Here is a 16,657-nt window from a genome sequence, read left to right on the forward strand (position 1 = left end):
CGCGAACCCGGTCTTGTGCCGCTGCCTGGCATGGATCGTCAGCAACACGCGCCGGAAGCCGCTAAAAGGGCCACACCATGACGCAAGGGGGCGGACGGCGCCGCAATCGCGCGGATCGCCCGCCCCTCGGGCCTGATCCGCCTCACGCTCGCCCGCCAACTCTTATATAAGACATAAGACATTTGACGCTACGGGGCGATTGCAATTAAAATCGCGTTCGAAGCCGTACCGGCACAGCATCGTAGTGCCCGAAAAGCCTTCCCCTGAAACGCAAAATCAGCAGGTCCCCCATGCTTGAAAACTTTCGTGCTCACGTAGCCGCACGCGCCGCGCTCGGCATCCCCCCCCTGCCTCTCACGGCTCAGCAAACCGCCGAGCTGGTGGAACTGCTGACGAATCCGCCCGCCGGCGAAGAGCAAACCCTGGTCGACCTGATCACCAACCGCGTGCCGGCAGGCGTTGACGAAGCCGCGCGCGTGAAGGCCGGCTTCCTCGCCGCGGTCGCCAAGGGCGAAACCGCCTGCGCGCTGATCTCGCGCCAGCGCGCGACCGAACTGCTCGGCACGATGCTGGGCGGCTACAACATCGCCCCGCTGATCGAGCTGCTGTCGGACGCCGAAGTCGGCACCGTGGCCGCCGACGCGCTGAAGAAGACGCTTCTGATGTTCGATCAGTTCCACGACGTCAAGGAACTGGCCGACAAGGGCAACGCCAACGCCAAGGCCGTGCTGCAAAGCTGGGCCGACGCCGAATGGTTCACGAGCCGTCCGGAAGTCCCGCAAAGCCTGACCATCACGGTCTTCAAGGTCACGGGCGAAACCAACACCGACGACCTCTCGCCGGCACCGGACGCGACCACCCGCCCGGACATCCCGCTGCACGCACTGGCGATGCTGAAGAACGCACGTCCTGGCATCACGCCGGAAGAAGACGGCAAGCGCGGCCCGGTCAAGTTCATCGAATCGCTCAAGGAAAAGGGCCACCTGGTCGCCTACGTGGGCGACGTGGTCGGCACGGGCTCCTCGCGTAAGTCGGCCACCAACTCGGTGCTGTGGTTCACGGGCGAAGACATCCCCTTCATCCCGAACAAGCGCTTTGGCGGCGTGTGCCTGGGCGGCAAGATCGCCCCGATCTTCTACAACACGATGGAAGACGCCGGCGCCCTGCCGATCGAACTCGACGTGTCGCAGATGGAAATGGGCGACGTGGTCGAACTGCGCCCGTACGAAGGCAAGGCGCTCAAGAACGGTGCCGTGATCGCCGAATTCCAGGTCAAGTCCGACGTGCTGTTCGACGAAGTGCGCGCCGGCGGCCGCATTCCGCTGATCATCGGCCGCGGCCTGACCACCAAGGCGCGTGAAGCGCTGGGTCTCGCCCCGTCGACGCTGTTCCGCCTGCCGCAACAGCCGGCCGACAGCGGCAAGGGTTTCTCGCTCGCGCAGAAGATGGTCGGCCGCGCCTGCGGTCTGCCGGAAGGCCAGGGCGTGCGCCCGGGCACGTACTGCGAACCGAAGATGACCTCGGTCGGCTCGCAAGACACGACCGGCCCGATGACCCGCGACGAACTGAAGGACCTGGCGTGCCTCGGCTTCTCGGCCGACCTCGTCATGCAGTCGTTCTGCCACACGGCCGCTTATCCGAAGCCCGTGGACGTCAAGACGCACCAGACGCTGCCGAACTTCATCAGCACGCGTGGCGGCATCGCCCTGCGTCCGGGTGACGGCGTGATCCACTCGTGGCTGAACCGCATGCTGCTGCCCGACACCGTCGGCACCGGCGGCGACTCGCACACGCGCTTCCCGATCGGCATCAGCTTCCCGGCAGGTTCGGGCCTGGTCGCCTTCGCGGCCGCCACCGGCACGATGCCGCTGGACATGCCGGAATCGGTGCTCGTGCGCTTCAAGGGCGAAATGCAGCCGGGCGTCACGCTGCGTGACCTCGTCAACGCCATTCCGCTGTGGGCCATCAAGGAAGGCACGCTGACGGTCGCCAAGCAAGGCAAGAAGAACATCTTCTCGGGCCGCATTCTCGAAATCGAAGGCCTGCCCGATCTGAAGGTCGAGCAAGCGTTCGAATTGTCGGATGCATCGGCCGAGCGTTCGGCTGCCGGTTGCACGGTGCACCTGAACAAGGAACCGATCATCGAGTACCTCAACAGCAACATCACGCTGCTGAAGTGGATGATCGCCCAGGGCTACCAGGACCCGCGCAGCCTCCAGCGCCGTATCAAGGCAATGGAAGCGTGGCTGGCCGATCCGCAACTGCTGCAACCGGATGCGGACGCCGAGTACGCGGCCGTCATCGAGATCGATCTGGCAGACGTGCATGAGCCGATCGTGGCCTGCCCGAACGACCCGGACGACGTGAAGACGCTGTCGGACGTGGCCGGTGCGAAGATCGACGAAGTGTTCATCGGCTCGTGCATGACCAACATCGGTCACTTCCGCGCCGCGTCGAAGCTGCTCGAAGGCAAGCGTGACATCCCCGTCAAGCTGTGGGTCGCGCCGCCGACCAAGATGGACCAGAAGCAACTGACCGAAGAAGGCCACTACGGCGTGTTCGGCACCGCGGGTGCGCGCACCGAAATGCCGGGCTGCTCGCTGTGCATGGGCAACCAGGCACAGGTGCGTGAAGGCGCAACGGTCATGTCGACCTCGACCCGTAACTTCCCGAACCGTCTGGGCAAGAACACGAACGTGTATCTCGGCTCGGCGGAACTGGCGGCGATCTGCTCGCGTCTGGGCCGCATCCCGACCAAGGAAGAGTACATGGCCGACATCGGCGTGATCAACGCCAACGGCGACAAGATCTACAAGTACATGAACTTCGACCAGATCGAAGACTTCAAGGAAGTCGCCGACACCGTAACGGTGTAAGCATGCTGTCGGGCTGCGACGCAATGGTTTCGTCGTAAGTTCTCGTTGCAGCGACACGCAAAGGCGCCGCGGGCATTCAGCCCGCGGCGCTTTTTTTGTGCGGCGCGCCGACCGCCGCGCTTAGGGCAGGCCGCCATTTCGCCGGTGTTGCAGCGGGTATAGACTTCCTTGCACGACGCGCAAAACTCGCTCGCACGCTACCGCGGCCACTAGTCGCTCGCCGCCAAAACACAGCCGTGCGCGACCAGGTGGCGTCTTGTGCAGCGCTTTCGGGCGATCATGTGGACCGCAGTGAACGAATGCTAACTATTTCGTTCGGAATGCGAATGATTTACAAGTGACGAGAAGACGGCGCTCTTCATCGTCCGAATGAAGTGCCAGTGGCTTGTTCCATCGGCACGGCGGTTGCGCACGTGTCGAAGCCATCGTTGTTTGTGGCTTGCCGAAACGCTGGCTGCGATACATGAACCTGTGCAAGGGGGGCCCTGCCATGTCATATCGCCACCAGACATCGCCCGCCCGGACGGGCGATGTCCTCGTTCTGGTCGGCGCGGCTTTCGCGGCGCCTGGCGCACGACGACTCGCCACGAGGTCCACCCCTTACTACGTCGTCGCGGGCATGCGCTCGCCCAAGCCTCTCCTCTACGGAGCGCCACACGCTCCAACCGGACCGCTCCCCACGCTCCACGCAAGCAGCGGGTCGCCAGTCGCTGCGGCCGAGTAACACCGCCCGAGGGCGAAAACGACCACGCCGCATAAAGACGCAACCGGCTCCCCTCAATTGAACCGCCGACCACACAAGCTGTTAAGACAACCAACCTATTCGAACGGAGACGCGGGACATGAACGCATTCGATACGGCCATTCAGGCCTGGCTCGTTCATATCGGCTCATCGTCCTTCGCGTTTACCCACGCGGTTCACGCGATCGCCGAGTTCTATTTCACCAAAGGCGTCGTGCCGCTCGCGATTCTCTGCGCCATCTGGTTCCATCCGGGCGACGCCCAGCGATCGCATCGCGAGATTGTCGTCGCGACGCTGTGCGGCGCGCTCTCGGCGTTCCTGCTCGGCCGCCTGTTCGCGCTGACATTGCCGTTCCGCCTTCGTCCGCTTTACGACCCTGCCGTGCATCTGTCGTTTCCGCTCGCCAGCGAAACCCCGGAAACCATGCGGCTGTGGAGTTCGTTCCCAAGCGACCATGCGGCGCTCTGGATGGCCGTGGCCGTCGGCATTTTCCTCGTCTGGCGATGGATCGGCGTGCTTGCGATCGCGCATTGCGTGCTGTTCGTGTGCCTGCCTCGCGTCTACCTGGGACTGCACTATCCGACCGATGTCATCGCGGGCGCGGCCATCGGCGCCTTTTGCGCATGGCTCTTCACGCGCGCGCCGATCCGCAGCCGCATCGCGCCGTTCTTTCTGCGTTTCATGGAACTTCGGCCGGCCGTGGGGTACATGCTCGCCTTCCTGTTCTTCTTCGAACTCGCGACCATGTTCGATGAGCCGCGCATCCTCGCGGTATTCGTCGTAAAGCAATTACATGGGGGCCTTCTCCACTGAGCCCAGGCAGGAATGCGGCGGCGCGCGAGTGAGGCGGATCCTTCTACGGGGTGAAAGGATACTTTCCTGAATACATGGTTAACCCCAGGCAATGAAACTCCTAGACTTTGTTCATCGGATGCGGCAACACAGCGCACCGAATACCAAAGCACAATGGAGGTTGTCATCATGAAGTCCCTGATTCAAGCGGTTGCCCTTGCTGTTGCCATCGTCGTTCCGGTTGCCTCGTTCGCCCAGTCGAATGCGCCGATCACCCGCGCGCAGGTGCGCGCCGAACTGGTACAGCTCGAAAAGGCCGGCTATAGCCCGTCGCGCGGCGAAGACCCGCACTACCCCGACGACCTGCTGGCTGCGGAAGCGAAGGTTGCCGCGCAAAACCGCGACGTTGGCGGTGTGGCGAACGGCTCAAGCGCCTCGGGCGCACCGGTTGTGCCGGTCGCCGCCCGCCCTGCCTTCGACGGCATGAAGCCCGTCTATTTCGGCCAGTAAGCCGCCGCATTTGCGAATATCCCCGGGGAGGCGCGGCAGTCCCACGTCTCCCGATAGAGTGACCTGAGCACTCCCGCAACGAAGCCCGCAGCGAACCGCTCTCCGCGCTGTTTTCGCGTCGTTCTGGCGTCGTTGCAGTACGAACACCTCCACCACGGGGGCCCCGTCCCCGCTGGTTTCACCCAGACCGCTCCGGTCTGGGTCTTTTTCGGATTCGCCGCTCCGCAAGTAATCGGGCTGTACCATTGCGGACATGTTCGACCAATACCTCCGCCTGTGGGACTTGATCCCGGACGGCTCGCCCATTCTGAGCGCGACCAGTCATCTGTTGCCGGTGAAGTATCAGGAGCGCGAAGCGATGCTGAAGGTGGCCGCCTGCGCCGAAGAGCGCCGAGGCAATGCGCTCATGGCATGGTGGAATGGCGACGGCGCGGCGTGCGTGTGGGCCCACGATGACGACGCTGTTCTGATCGAGCGCGCGCAACCGGCTTCGTCGCTTGCCGATGTGTCCCGTTCAGGACGCGACGACGACGCCATGCGCATTGCGTGCGCCGTGGTCAACAAGTTGCACGCGCACCGATCTCCGCAACGACCAGGCGTCGTGCCGTTGGCCGAATGGTTCGAGCCCTTGCGGTCCTTGTCAGCGCCTGCGGACCCTGTCCTCCGGCTTTGCGCCACGGTCGCGAACACCCTGTTGCGCGAGCCGCGCACCGATGAAGCCGTCCTGCACGGTGACATCCATCACGAGAACATTCTCTATTTCGGCGCGCGGGGATGGCTTGCCATCGATCCCAAAGGACTGCTTGGCGAACGGACATTCGACTACGCCAATCTGTTCTGCAATCCGGACGATCACATCGCCGTCGATCCGCTTCGCTTCGCCCGGCGAGCGGCGCTCGTGGCCGACTGCGCCGGGCTCGACCGGCGCAGGCTGCTGCAATGGATACTCGCCTGGTCGGGCCTTTCCGCCCTGTGGATGCGGGAGGACGGATTGCCCGCTCAAACCCGCTTGAGCGTCGCCGCACTCGCGGCGGGCGCACTCGGGCTTGCGGGCAAGCGCTGAAAGTCGATCACACGGCGGGACACATCGCCTCCAGCCGATTGACGGCGTCCGCGCGCCCAAGGTGTTCCAGATGCGCCTTCACCATCCCTTTCATGGCCATGCCGGCGCCCAACGCGTGCGGATACCAGGCGGCAAACGCATCGACGTAGCCCTGCGCGCGCGCCTCGTCGCCCAGATGGAACATGCAGACAGCCAGCAGGCCCGTGCCCACGATCTTCGGCACGTAATCGGTCTCGTCGATCGGCTCGGCCTCCAGGGCATATTCGAGCAACTCCACCGCGTCGCCAAACCGTTGCATCTCCACGAACGTGTGGCCGAGACACCGCGCGCACTGTGCCCGTGCATGTTCGAGCGCCGGCAGATCCCCGGCGTCCGTCATCAGCACGCTGCCGCCAATGGTGACCGCCTCGTCGTAACGTCCGAGCATGCGCAGCGCGTCAACAGCGTAAGGACCGACCGCGCAGCGCATTCTCGGGCCGCCGGGGTTCGGCATGCCATAAGAGAGCGACAGCGCGCGCATGGCCAGGGAGCGGGTCAATTCCGCGTCTTGCAGGTTCGCGACGATCGGAAGCACGCTCGATAGCATGGCAACCTGGAAATCGGGCGACTGAGTGGGCTCCATGGCCAGCACGGCGGCAACGCCTGCATTGATCGCGTGAGTCCACGGTTCGAGCGGCGCATGGCCGTCGATGATCATCGCGGCCAGCACCCCAAGCGTGCGCGGCGGCGTGCCGCTCGGCGCGGCCACCCATTTTCGCAAGCCCGGCTCGATATACGCGAGCACCTCGTCCCATCGATCCTGCAAGAACAACCCGTTGCCCACGAAGAATTCGAATGTCGCGGCATCGGCAGGCTCGACCTCGGCGAGCACGCGCCGCGCAAGCGCTTCGGTATCCTGAGGTTTTCCGAGTTCCGTGTAGGTGCGGCAGACGTATTCGAGGCAAGCCACGTTCTTCGCCGCAAGGGCTGCATCCGCCAGGGGAGTCAGCGAACCATTGCGGGCCAGGAGCTGGCGACAGCCCGCCATCAGTCGTCCGGTGCCGTACGCCATTAGCGCGACGGCGTTCTCAGGGATCGCCAGCGTCGCCTGCAACGCGGCCAGGTCGTCGGGGTTGTCGTCGTGGGCGCTCAGCCAGAGCAACTGGTCCATGCGCTCCAGCAAGCCGGTTACGTCATCGAGCCCGCGCCCCGCGCCCAGCCAGGCCGCGAAGCGGCGCCGTGCCGCCGCCTGAGCCGCGAGTGCGGGCGCGGCGTCCGTCTCGGCGCCGAAGCAGTAGCGCAGGAGGCTGTGGCGCAATGTCTTGTCGCGCAAGCGCGAAGCGCCCCCCACGTCGAGCAGCGCCGTTTCGGCGCGGCCCTGCCACGCCGTCCACTGGAGCGGGCTGAGCGCCGCGCCATGCTCCGAAACGAAGAAGTCATTCGGCACGCCGTGGTACGCCACCGCCAGCGCTTCGAGCGCGCTACGCCAGCGCGCGAGGCCCGGCGCGTCGGACGCCATGTCGCTCACCCAGCCCGCCAGCGAACGCTCGAAGGCGTCATCCAGCGTGCGCAGGTTCGCGTAAGCGTCGATGGCCGCGTCCAGCGTTTCGAACACGGCGCCGCGGCGCAGTTCGTCCATCAGCAGTTGCAGGAAATAAGGCGAGCCCGCCAGCGGCATCGCGACGACGCGCTCCAGCAACGCCGCATCGAGCGACTTGCGAAAGCGCGCCAGATAGTCACGCACGAAGCCCCGGCGCTCGTCCGGGTCGAGTTCGCGCAGCGCCGTCACCTGGAACATCGCGGGGGGCATGTCCAGATCCGCCTGGCTGGTCGTCAGGATGACCGCCACCTTCGGATTCCGGTTGGCGCCCAGCATCTCGATCAGGTCCTGCCAGTTATCGAGCAGCTCGATGTCGGTCACCGTCAGGATGACGGGCCGCTCGATCGCCGCGAGGGCCTGCACGAGCCCCACGCGCGCCGCGCCTTGCCACGGCTGTAGCAGGCCCTCCGAACTCATCATCGTGCGCAGGTAATCGAACGCGTCGTCGGCGTTGACGGCTACGCCGGTGCGGCAGTGCAAGGCGATTTCCAGGGCGGCCAGCCAGCGCACGCGAGCGGAGACCACGAGGCTGTCGGCCGCCGTCGCCTTGCCGCTGCCGGCGGGCCCCGTCACGATCACCCGGATGCAATCGGGGTTGTCGCGGTCCGCCCAGGCATCGACCGCCTGAAACACGGGAGCGTTGCGCTCGATGTAGAAGGTCTGCGCCCGGATCGCCTCCGTGAGCTTCTCGTTCACTTCCCAGCCACGCGGCATCGGCCCCTGGGTGAATCGCGCCACCGCCGAGAGTTGCCGCGCGAGGCGGACGATGGCCGCCGAAACGGCCCGCTCGATGTCGTCGCCCATTTCCACCACCGAGCGATAGCCGTCCATGCGCACGAGCCCGCGCTCGCGCAGCGCGTCCTTGAGCGCGTGCTGGCGCGCCGCGTGGGCTTCGTCGAACCAGGCGTCGTGCCCGGCGCTGCCCGCCACCGCGCTGGCGAGTTGCTTCGACAGCGCGGGCGAGCGCAGGTAGAAAAACGCGTGCGGCTGCATTTGCGGCGTGTCGAGCACGCCGTAGCGGATCTCCATCTCGGTCACGCTCAGGGCTTCGCTGCGCGCGCGCTGGCGAATCCCTTCGCTGGCGCCGCCGCCGGCGCGGCTGGCCATGGCGTTATCGAGCGCGGCGAGCGCCGCCGGCTCCGGCGTCCAGCCATAGCGTTCGCCCAGCAGGCCGATGAAAAACGGCGGGCACGCGCGGCAGCGGTCGATCTCGTCCAGGCAGATCGCCACCGTCTCGCCGCGCTCGACCTCTTCGAGCGACACGCCCCAACGCAAGTCGATTTCGCTGAGCACGATGCCATGCGACGACGCGAGGCGCTTGAGCCGCGGAAACACCACCTTTACCAGATAGCTGCGCTCGGCCTGCATGTCCTGAAACGTCGACGAGAGGAACACCCGGATCTCGCGCTGCTGCGTATAGGACGGAATGGCGAAGCGCGCCTCGTTCTCGGTGAAAGGCTCGCGCCGCCCATCCGGCTGCTGGAGCACCCACGTCGACTCGCCGTGGCGCTCGCGCAGCAGCATCAGCGCCGTGTGCTCGTCGCGATCGATCTCGATCGAATCGGGCGAGAGCCGCAGGTCGTCGTGATCGACCGGCGGCTCCGGTTCCGCCGTACTGAGTTGCCAAAGCTCCGGGGAATCTGCGCGCATCGCCTGTACTCCGTTCCAGTCGTTGTAAAAGAGGGGGAAAACCGTACGCCGCGTTCGTCAGCCGTGGATTGGCTGCGCCGGACGTTCGCGATGGATGTGGAACCACTCGGTGTAGTCGTCGATCATCAGGCGGCCCAGGTCGAACAGCAGCTTTTCGCGCTGTTTGACGGCGCGCGCGAGGCCGCGCGGGTCGGCCGCCGCGGCCTCCTTCGTCGCGCCCCAGTGGCATTGCGCCGACAGCAGCATGGCATTGGTCGCCTCGCCGCGGCGAATCTCGGCTTCGAGCCCGAAGCCCTCCGCGGCTTCGCCCGCCGAAAGGCTGATCACGAGCGACACCACCATGCCGACCACAAACCAGTGCCCCGCCGTCGGATGCTCGAACAACTGGACGATGGCCTCGGGCAAGAGGCCGCCGTGCAACGATTCCACCACCTGCACCACCGCGCGTGCGAGCAGGACGCCCAGGCACAGCAGGAAGGTCACGAGGCAAACGCGGGACCAGATGTGCAGCCTGCGCAGGGCAGCGCGGCGGCGCGTGAGCAAGGTGTTCTCGCCGTAGTGGAGCTGATGCTCGATCAGCGATTTGGCGATCGAATCCCACTCGGCCTGCGCACGCTGCGGCGCGTCGGCGTAGAGGCCGCGGGCGGGCGCAGCCGAAAAGCGGATCGCATGCAAGGCGGCGCGCACCCAGAACATCGCACTGCGCCGCGCGAGCGGAATGTGGTCGGCCACATAGGAGCGCATCGCGCCGCTCGCCTCCGAACCATAAGGCGCCGTGGCGGACCAGAAGAACTGGATGCGCAGGCCCTCTGCCAGCAAGCGGTAATCCTGGTGGCGGCCCTCGATGCGACGGGCGCGGTGAAGGATCAAACGCCCCAGCCCGAACAGCAGGATCGATGCGTACGCAATGAAAAAGAGCGAGCCCGGCAGCCGCTCGAGCGACTCGGGCAGCAGGCCATGCGGAAACGGCGACGTCTCGGCAAACTCGGAGGCGACCGCAAGCGAGAAGGCCGCCACAATGGCCAGCACGAAGAGCGAGAGCATGCGCGGCCATGCGCTCGCGAATCCGCCCGCGAGCGCCTTCACCTCGGTCAGCCGCAAGCGGCTCCATTCGCGTTGCCGTTCGCCCGAGAGCTGGTCGGCCGCCACGAAGGCGCGGTTCATCGCCGCGAGATCCGGGCGCGGCTCGGGCGTGACGCCGAGGCTGCCCAGCGCCTTGGCGCGCTCGCCGAGCGGTGAACCGTCCGGGACCGCGCCGCGCGCGCCATGTTCGGCCTCCGCCGCGCGCGCGTCGCGATTGAATTCTTCGATACTCGCCCACTGGCGCAGCACTTCCCGCGTGCGGAACAACGCAAGCGCGGGATCGTGTTTGGGCGCCTTCACCTCCCGCTCGCCATACAGCAGGCTCGCCGCCACGCGTGCGGGGCGCGCGCGCAAGCCGTCGATGGCGCGCGCGGCGTCGGCGCTCAAGCGCGGCAAGGGCAGATCGTCGGGCACGCGCACGATCGGCGCCGGTTCGGGCAGGCTGAATACCGAGACCTGGTTGCCGGCGTTCGGCGTATTGAGCGGCAGCGCACCCGCATGATCGTCGAGCGCCTTGCGTAACGTGCCGGGAGGCGCGGCGGCGCCCGTCGCCACGAACACCACGGCGCAACTGCGCAGCAGGTAGGTGGCGCTGGCGACGTCCGGCGCGATGTCTTCGTCGGGCGGCAGGCTCGCGCGCGGATCGACGCGCTCGCGCTCCACCAGCGTGCCCGCGGCATTGCGGGCGAGGACGTGCACGCAGTCCGTGCCGTTCGCGACGACGACGATCCAGTCCGTATGCGTGAAGGACGGTTCCAGTGCGCCGAGCAGGTCTTCCACGAATGAATTCGTCGCCTGCGCGGCGACGGCAACCCCGAATACTGCCGGAACATGCGCTTGCCGGTAGCTTGCTTGCATGGATAGTTGGTCAGGTTATTGTCGTTATGCGCCGCGCATTGTCGCGGCGCGCTTTAATCCGGATCCTGAATGCGCACGTATGTCTGCGCAAAAATATCGTTCGCCACAATGCCCCAGTCGCCGGGGCCGTATTCGAGCAGCCAGTCCCCGGGCTGCCCTTGCAAGGTGTCGCCGCTACTCGTCGCGACGCTGAACGCCTCGGGCATCTGGCGCGCCCGCACTTCGTTGGGCAAACGCGCATAGCGGCCCGACTGCCCCGCCTGCGTGGGCGGTACGGGCTCATAGGTCCGCTCGAAGCGTTGCCGCGCGACCGGCCAGCGCTCGCCTCGCACCCCCGTGAGCAGCGCGTCGCCGGCGCGATAGGAGACCGGGCCTTCGAGCGTCGTCAGCACGCCGTCATGAGCGGCGATCTCGACGTCGACGGGATCGCGCCGCTTCGCGTAGCGATCCATGTCGTGTGAAGCCGTCGCCATTCGCGCTCCCATGCGGAATCGAAAAGATAATCTTAGCGTGTTTCGATTGTGCGTCGTGTGACGGGTGGGATGGCGGGATTTGCCAATTCGCTGCCGTAGATGGTCATAGACGGCCAGCCTCTCGATAACAGCGGCACACGCTATCATTTCCGGGTCCGGCGAAGCCACCCTCTGCCTTCGCGCCATCCAGGCGCTTATCCACGACGGGCTTTACCCTTGCCAAGCGAGTCAGTCATGTACTACGTGATGGCCGTGCACATATTCACCGCGTTCTTGCTGGGTGCGGTAATCGGTTTCGAGCGTCAGTGGCGTCAACGTTTCACAGGTGTCGTGACGCATGCGCTGGTGGCAATCGGTGCCGCCACCTTCGCAGCGCTGCCGTTCCTGCTGGGTGCGCAGGAACATGTGGTGCGCATGGCTGCACAAGTCGTAACGGGGATAGGGTTTCTGGGTGCAGGCGTCATCATGCGTGATGGCGTGAGCATCCGGGGGCTCAGCACAGCCGCTACCGTCTGGTGCACAGGTGCGGTAGGCGTCATGGCGGGATGCGGGCTTCTGGGGGGCGCCGTGCTCTCTACGATGATGATCGTCTTCTGCAACTTGTCGCTGCCGTATCTGGCCCGATGGGTCTATCGGGTCGCGCCTGCGGAGACCGTCGTTCAGTGCCTCTTCGAGGTGGAGATCGTGGTCGACGGTCAGCAGGAAGCACTGGTTCGCTCCGCACTTCTGCTCAAGTTGAATGAGCAGGGCCTCGCGTTGCAAAGTCTCGAAAGTCACGGCCTCAAGGGCGGCGGAAAATCCGAAGTCAATGCTGTCGTGCTTGGCCTGGAGAGGCAGGCCGGTGCGCTGGAAACGCTGGTGGGCGAACTGGCCTTGGCGCCGTATGTCTCAGCCGTGCGCTGGAGTATTCAAGAATGAACGCATCACCATGAGCGGTCGGCTGATCCGTCCGACCTCGATGAGAGCGAGATGTGAAGCGCGGGTCAGCTACCCGTCAGCACGGCAACAGCGTAGACGCACGTGCGGTCACTTTCGTTTTTGAAGAGGCAATCAGTGGGCGGCCCGAGTTCGAGGCAATCGCCCTCACTCATGACGTGTCTTGCTTCTCCTTCGCTGAACACAAGTTCCCCTTCCAGCACCCAGATGAGTTGACGTAGAAAGGCATAGGCGGATGCCGGCATGGCAACGCTTTCGCGAGCAGGCAAGGTGATGTGTATCAGGTCGAGCGGGAGATCAGAGTTCGGCGAAACGTGCCGACGCACATAGCCTGTGTCGGGGTCGACCCAGAGAGGCTGGTCGGCTTTGCGCAAGAGTTTTCCCTTGCTGACCTCAGCGCGCGCGATCAACGTTGACATGCTCAAGCCGAACGCGCCAGACAATTTTCCGAGCAGGGTTGCTGTCGGGCTGCTGTCGCCCCGCTCGACCTTGAAGATCATCCCGCGTGACACCGAGGCTCGCTCAGCCAGTTCCGAAAGCGACCATCCACGGGCTTCCCGTTCAATCCGTATCCGCGCGCCAATGCGGCGATCAATCTCTTCTGTCATCGTTCATCATAATGGTTACTTGAATCGTCAGGACGGCCATGAAACCGGGTCAGTCGTCGTCATGGCCGTTTCGCTTTAGGTGGCTTTATTCAGGTAGCTCACAAATGTATCGGCCGAAATGACGGGCGCGAAGAAATTGTTGATTCGCTCCATCGCTGCGGGCTCCTGTTCCGGCTTCTGGCAACCACATGCGTCGCCAATGACGATAGGAAGATAGCCATTATCTCGCGCTATCCGTGTGTTCCCTTCTATGCACCAGTCGAGGTGGATTCCGGTGAGGACAATCACCTGAACCCGCTTCCGTGTCAGTTCAAGTGGCATGGCCGTGCCGATCCACGCCGACTGCAAGGCGCGTTCGTTGAATTCGTTATCGCCGGGACGCACCAGCGCACGCAGTTCACCTACGAGTTCGTTATCCCGGGCCTGCTGCTCCTTCGTCCAGTTAATGCCTTTCGTCCATGTTCCAAATTGCGCATGATCGAAGTCGTTCTGCGGATAGGATTGACGGAAAAGCTCGTAGCCGATCCAGTTAAAAGACACGAAATTCTTTTTCTTCCGGGCAGCCTGCACGACCTTGATGGTGGCTTCCAGACTGCCGCGTTGCCTGTGGCCCTCGCCGGATTGCAAGCCGCCCGGATCGTAGACGGACTTCGTCTGGCTAACGGAACAATAGGCAGCGGGACGGGACAGAATCTCAGCGAGATCGAGTTCCCTCCATTGCGGCGCCATCTCTGGAATGGCATGAATGCCGCCAATCGTCTTGCTGCTGGTGTCGGCTGCCCGTGCCGACGTTGCGCCGGACAGCGCCGCTGCACCGAGTGCCAGTCCTTGCAGGGTTTTACGTCGTGTCGCAAAGAAATCCGCCATCACAATCCTCTTGAAGTTTGAAATGTACGCCGGTGCAAATCGATGCACTGGCCATAGCTCAATCGCAAGAGGTGTGCCACTATAAGAATATCATGTATCAATATAGTGATACGACTGTCGTTCGCGGCATGCCAGTCCGGGCCTGATAGAAGAAGCGCATTACGCGCGTGGGCGTCGCATCGCCGGTCATCCACGTTTCCCATGCACCGTGGCTGCCGACCCGCGCACCAACGTGACGCGAAATCCCGTGCATTGAATGGAAAATCCAGCGCCACGGATATATCCACTGCGAGGAGCGGCTGGATGGGCTCAGTGAGGACAGTTCTCACGTGTGCTGCGCGGCTTGCACGGCTTCTGCAACAGCGCCACACACTCCTCTACACTGCATGACAGTTTCAACATGCCCCGATCTTCATGCTCAAGAACCTGTGGTATGTCGTAGCCGCGTCGGCCGATCTGCGCGACGCGCTGCTGCCCGTCACCGTACTCGGCCATCGCTTCGTGGCGTTGCGCGACAACGCGGGGCACGCCCGCCTGCTCTCCGACATCTGCGTGCACCGCGGCGCATCGCTGTCCGCGGGGCGGCGCGTGGACGGCACCGTGCAGTGCCCCTATCACGGCTGGCGCTATGGCGGCGACGGCGTCTGCGTGCACATTCCGGCGCAGCCGCAGGCGCGCATTCCGGCGCGCGCCCGCGTGGACGGCTATCCGGTAGTCGAACGACACGGGTGGGTCTGGGCGTTTCTCGGCGATCTACCCGAGGAGGCGCGCCCACCGCTGCCCGATTTGTCGTGGGCCGACGATCCCGGTGTGCGCGTGATATACGGGACGTTCGAGTGGGCGGCCAACTGGGAGCGCATCGTCGAGAACGGACTCGATTTCGCGCACGCGCCATTCGTGCACGGGACGTCGTTCGGCGCCCCGGATCGGCCCGACATCGATACGTTCGACGTCGAAGCGCAAGACGACTGGAGCGCGCAAGCGAAGCTCGTCATGCGGCGGCCCGTGCGCAAGGGCGTGTTCCGGCGCACGCCCAGCGGCGAACACGTCGATGTTGTCACGCGCACGGGTTTTCATCTGAGCGGCCCGTGCGCCACGCTGGAACTCACCCTCGGCAACGGCTGGCAAATTTTTATCGCGTCGGCGCATGTCCCGGTCGATGCGCTCCACACGCGCACCGTCTGGATGATGGGCCGCACCTTCCTGCGAAGCCCGCTGCTCGACGCGCGCTTTCGCCGGCGCAACCTGCGCATCTTCGCCGAAGACCACGCGGTGCTGCGCCGGATTCGCCCGGAATGCGTGCCACAAGGTTGGCATAACGAAGTATCGGTGAAATCGGACGCCTTGCAGATTGCGTTCCGCCAGCGTGTGCAGGCGCTGGAACAGCGCGGCTGGCTAGCCGCCCCGGCAAACCAGGCCGACGGCACGGGAGAAGCCCGGCGCAGCGTAAATGTAATCGCCTGCCCCGCGCGCCACGAAGTGAAAACCTGGGCGCTCGATGCGGCGCTCACCGCGCGAACAAACAGCCAGGACAAACCTTAGGGCCGCGAGCCCCGCCGATGGATCAAGCTCGGGTGAGTCATAGATGCGCGCGCAGGAAATCCACGACCTCGTGGTCCATCTGGCGATGAATCTCCACCCGATCGATCCCGGGCGCATCCTGGCAAATCAGCGCCGCACTGGCCGCGACCGACGGCGGACACGGATCGATGAAGACGAAGTGGTTGCCCGGCACGACATGCACCGCCGGTGGGCCAGGCAAATTCGCCGCAACGGCAAGCGCGTTTCTCGCGGCACCCAGGTAGCTGTCATCCTGCGGTCGATAGAGCATCGCCGGAACGTGCACAGCGGACAAGCCCGAGGCTCCGAACATCATGGCCAGCGGATCCATCAGCACCAGGGCCTTGACGCGGTGATCAACGGGCGGCTGCCAGGCAACGAGTTCAGCGGGCACGGCCGCGCTGCCTTGCGCGCCGTGTGGACCGCTGCCGGTTGCCGAAGACGGACACGATCCCGGATCGTCATGACTCGCGCAGTACGCACTCGCGCCCGCAAAGTCGGGTTTCGCGCCCGCCAGAATCAGCGCGGTGTAGCCACCGGCCGAGTACCCGATCAAGCCCATTCGCCCGGCGTCGACGCGCGCCGAAAACCGTGCATCGGCGAGAACAGCGTTGAGCGCGGCTTGCGCCTGTCGCGGACGATCAATCAGGATCTGGGCTTGAGACGCGGCCCGGGGATGCCCTGAGGCGTCCCCCACGTGCGTCGGCAAGACGACGATGAATCCGGCATGAGCGAGCGCCGTGGCCAATTCGCGGTGGCTGAGGGGGCCGCCGCCGCGTCCGTGTGAAATCAGCACAACGGGGAAGCGGTTGTCCGGTACCGGCAAAGCATCGCGCGTCGCCTCGATCGTAAACGGACCTGCTTGCCATGGAACCTCGCGCTCACGCGTGGGGTAAAAAACTACCGTTTCGAAAGGAGCCGCCCCATCCGGCACCGTGAGACGCATGACCCCTGCGTTAAAAGCGGCCGGTTCTGCCCGCGCGGAACAAGTCCATACGATTGCCAGTACAACGATCGCGATCCAACGCATGTCACGACTCCTGGGCAAGCAGTGTGAGA

At 64.8% G+C, this 16,657-nt stretch carries 12 protein-coding genes; 6 read left to right on the forward strand and 6 right to left on the reverse strand.

Features of this window, described 5'->3' with window-relative positions; genetic code table 11:
* The first annotated feature begins 290 nt into the window (after positions 1-290).
* From acnB to C7402_RS21960, 4 genes are all read left to right on the forward strand, one after another.
* A complete protein-coding gene (acnB, locus tag C7402_RS21945; protein ID WP_112171638.1) occupies positions 291-2,876 on the forward strand; it encodes a bifunctional aconitate hydratase 2/2-methylisocitrate dehydratase in 2,586 nt (861 codons plus the stop codon).
* Positions 2,877-3,718: 842 nt separating this feature from the next.
* The gene (locus tag C7402_RS21950; RefSeq protein WP_116612085.1) at positions 3,719-4,432 is read left to right on the forward strand and encodes a phosphatase PAP2 family protein; all 714 of its coding nucleotides are present in this window, start codon (positions 3,719-3,721) and stop codon (positions 4,430-4,432) included.
* A 168-nt stretch (positions 4,433-4,600) separates the two neighbouring features.
* Positions 4,601-4,921, forward strand: a complete 321-nt coding sequence (locus C7402_RS21955) for a DUF4148 domain-containing protein (protein ID WP_112171636.1) — start codon at positions 4,601-4,603, stop codon at positions 4,919-4,921.
* Positions 4,922-5,174: 253 nt separating this feature from the next.
* Positions 5,175-5,984, forward strand: coding sequence for an aminoglycoside phosphotransferase family protein (locus C7402_RS21960; protein ID WP_116612086.1), 810 nt, complete (start codon positions 5,175-5,177; stop codon positions 5,982-5,984).
* 7 nt (positions 5,985-5,991) lie between these two features.
* Here the strand turns inward: C7402_RS21960 and C7402_RS21965 are convergent, their stop codons facing one another.
* The 3 genes from C7402_RS21965 to C7402_RS21975 are packed head-to-tail and all read right to left on the reverse strand — an operon-like array spanning position 5,992 to position 11,627.
* Positions 5,992-9,213 (reverse strand): DUF4062 domain-containing protein, encoded by a 3,222-nt coding sequence (locus C7402_RS21965; RefSeq protein WP_116612087.1) that lies wholly within the window; start codon positions 9,211-9,213, stop codon positions 5,992-5,994.
* Positions 9,214-9,270: 57 nt separating this feature from the next.
* A complete protein-coding gene (locus C7402_RS21970; RefSeq protein WP_116612088.1) occupies positions 9,271-11,154 on the reverse strand; it encodes a hypothetical protein in 1,884 nt (627 codons plus the stop codon).
* 53 nt (positions 11,155-11,207) lie between these two features.
* Positions 11,208-11,627: a PGDYG domain-containing protein gene (locus tag C7402_RS21975; RefSeq protein ID WP_116612089.1), complete on the reverse strand. Its 420-nt coding sequence runs from the start codon at positions 11,625-11,627 to the stop codon at positions 11,208-11,210.
* Between the two features lie 234 nt (positions 11,628-11,861).
* Between C7402_RS21975 and C7402_RS21980 the strand changes: the two genes are divergently transcribed.
* Complete coding sequence (locus C7402_RS21980; protein WP_112171631.1) at positions 11,862-12,545, forward strand: MgtC/SapB family protein; 684 nt, start codon at positions 11,862-11,864, stop codon at positions 12,543-12,545.
* A 65-nt stretch (positions 12,546-12,610) separates the two neighbouring features.
* Here C7402_RS21980 and C7402_RS21985 read toward each other — a convergent pair whose 3' ends face one another.
* Both C7402_RS21985 and C7402_RS21990 read right to left on the reverse strand, forming a co-directional pair.
* Positions 12,611-13,171, reverse strand: a complete 561-nt coding sequence (locus C7402_RS21985; RefSeq protein ID WP_112171630.1) for a helix-turn-helix domain-containing protein — start codon at positions 13,169-13,171, stop codon at positions 12,611-12,613.
* 75 nt (positions 13,172-13,246) lie between these two features.
* Positions 13,247-14,038 carry a cysteine hydrolase family protein gene (locus C7402_RS21990; RefSeq protein WP_112171840.1) on the reverse strand — a complete coding sequence of 264 codons (792 nt, stop codon included), beginning with the start codon at positions 14,036-14,038 and terminating at the stop codon, positions 13,247-13,249.
* Positions 14,039-14,452: 414 nt separating this feature from the next.
* On the opposite strand from C7402_RS21990, the gene C7402_RS21995 reads away from it, so the two are divergent.
* Positions 14,453-15,580, forward strand: coding sequence for an aromatic ring-hydroxylating dioxygenase subunit alpha (locus C7402_RS21995; RefSeq protein WP_116612090.1), 1,128 nt, complete (start codon positions 14,453-14,455; stop codon positions 15,578-15,580).
* Positions 15,581-15,617: 37 nt separating this feature from the next.
* On the opposite strand, the gene C7402_RS22000 is transcribed toward C7402_RS21995, so the two are convergent.
* Positions 15,618-16,628, reverse strand: coding sequence for an alpha/beta hydrolase family protein (locus tag C7402_RS22000; RefSeq protein ID WP_116612091.1), 1,011 nt, complete (start codon positions 16,626-16,628; stop codon positions 15,618-15,620).
* Positions 16,629-16,657 lie beyond the last annotated feature (29 nt).

It is taken from the genome of Paraburkholderia unamae, assembly GCF_003096875.1.
Lineage (GTDB): Bacteria > Pseudomonadota > Gammaproteobacteria > Burkholderiales > Burkholderiaceae > Paraburkholderia > Paraburkholderia unamae.

Bases quoted from the DNA above. Each gene is read 5' to 3' on its own strand.
- acnB (WP_112171638.1), top strand. From the start codon at position 291: ATGCTTGAAAACTTTCGTGCTCACGTAGCCGCACGCGCCGCGCTCGGC.
- C7402_RS21950 (WP_116612085.1), top strand. From the start codon at position 3,719: ATGAACGCATTCGATACGGCCATTCAGGCCTGGCTCGTTCATATCGGC.
- C7402_RS21955 (WP_112171636.1), top strand. From the start codon at position 4,601: ATGAAGTCCCTGATTCAAGCGGTTGCCCTTGCTGTTGCCATCGTCGTT.
- C7402_RS21960 (WP_116612086.1), top strand. From the start codon at position 5,175: ATGTTCGACCAATACCTCCGCCTGTGGGACTTGATCCCGGACGGCTCG.
- C7402_RS21965 (WP_116612087.1), bottom strand. From the start codon at position 9,213: ATGCGCGCAGATTCCCCGGAGCTTTGGCAACTCAGTACGGCGGAACCG.
- C7402_RS21970 (WP_116612088.1), bottom strand. From the start codon at position 11,154: ATGCAAGCAAGCTACCGGCAAGCGCATGTTCCGGCAGTATTCGGGGTT.
- C7402_RS21975 (WP_116612089.1), bottom strand. From the start codon at position 11,627: ATGGCGACGGCTTCACACGACATGGATCGCTACGCGAAGCGGCGCGAT.
- C7402_RS21980 (WP_112171631.1), top strand. From the start codon at position 11,862: ATGTACTACGTGATGGCCGTGCACATATTCACCGCGTTCTTGCTGGGT.
- C7402_RS21985 (WP_112171630.1), bottom strand. From the start codon at position 13,171: ATGACAGAAGAGATTGATCGCCGCATTGGCGCGCGGATACGGATTGAA.
- C7402_RS21990 (WP_112171840.1), bottom strand. From the start codon at position 14,038: ATGGCGGATTTCTTTGCGACACGACGTAAAACCCTGCAAGGACTGGCA.
- C7402_RS21995 (WP_116612090.1), top strand. From the start codon at position 14,453: ATGCTCAAGAACCTGTGGTATGTCGTAGCCGCGTCGGCCGATCTGCGC.
- C7402_RS22000 (WP_116612091.1), bottom strand. From the start codon at position 16,628: ATGCGTTGGATCGCGATCGTTGTACTGGCAATCGTATGGACTTGTTCC.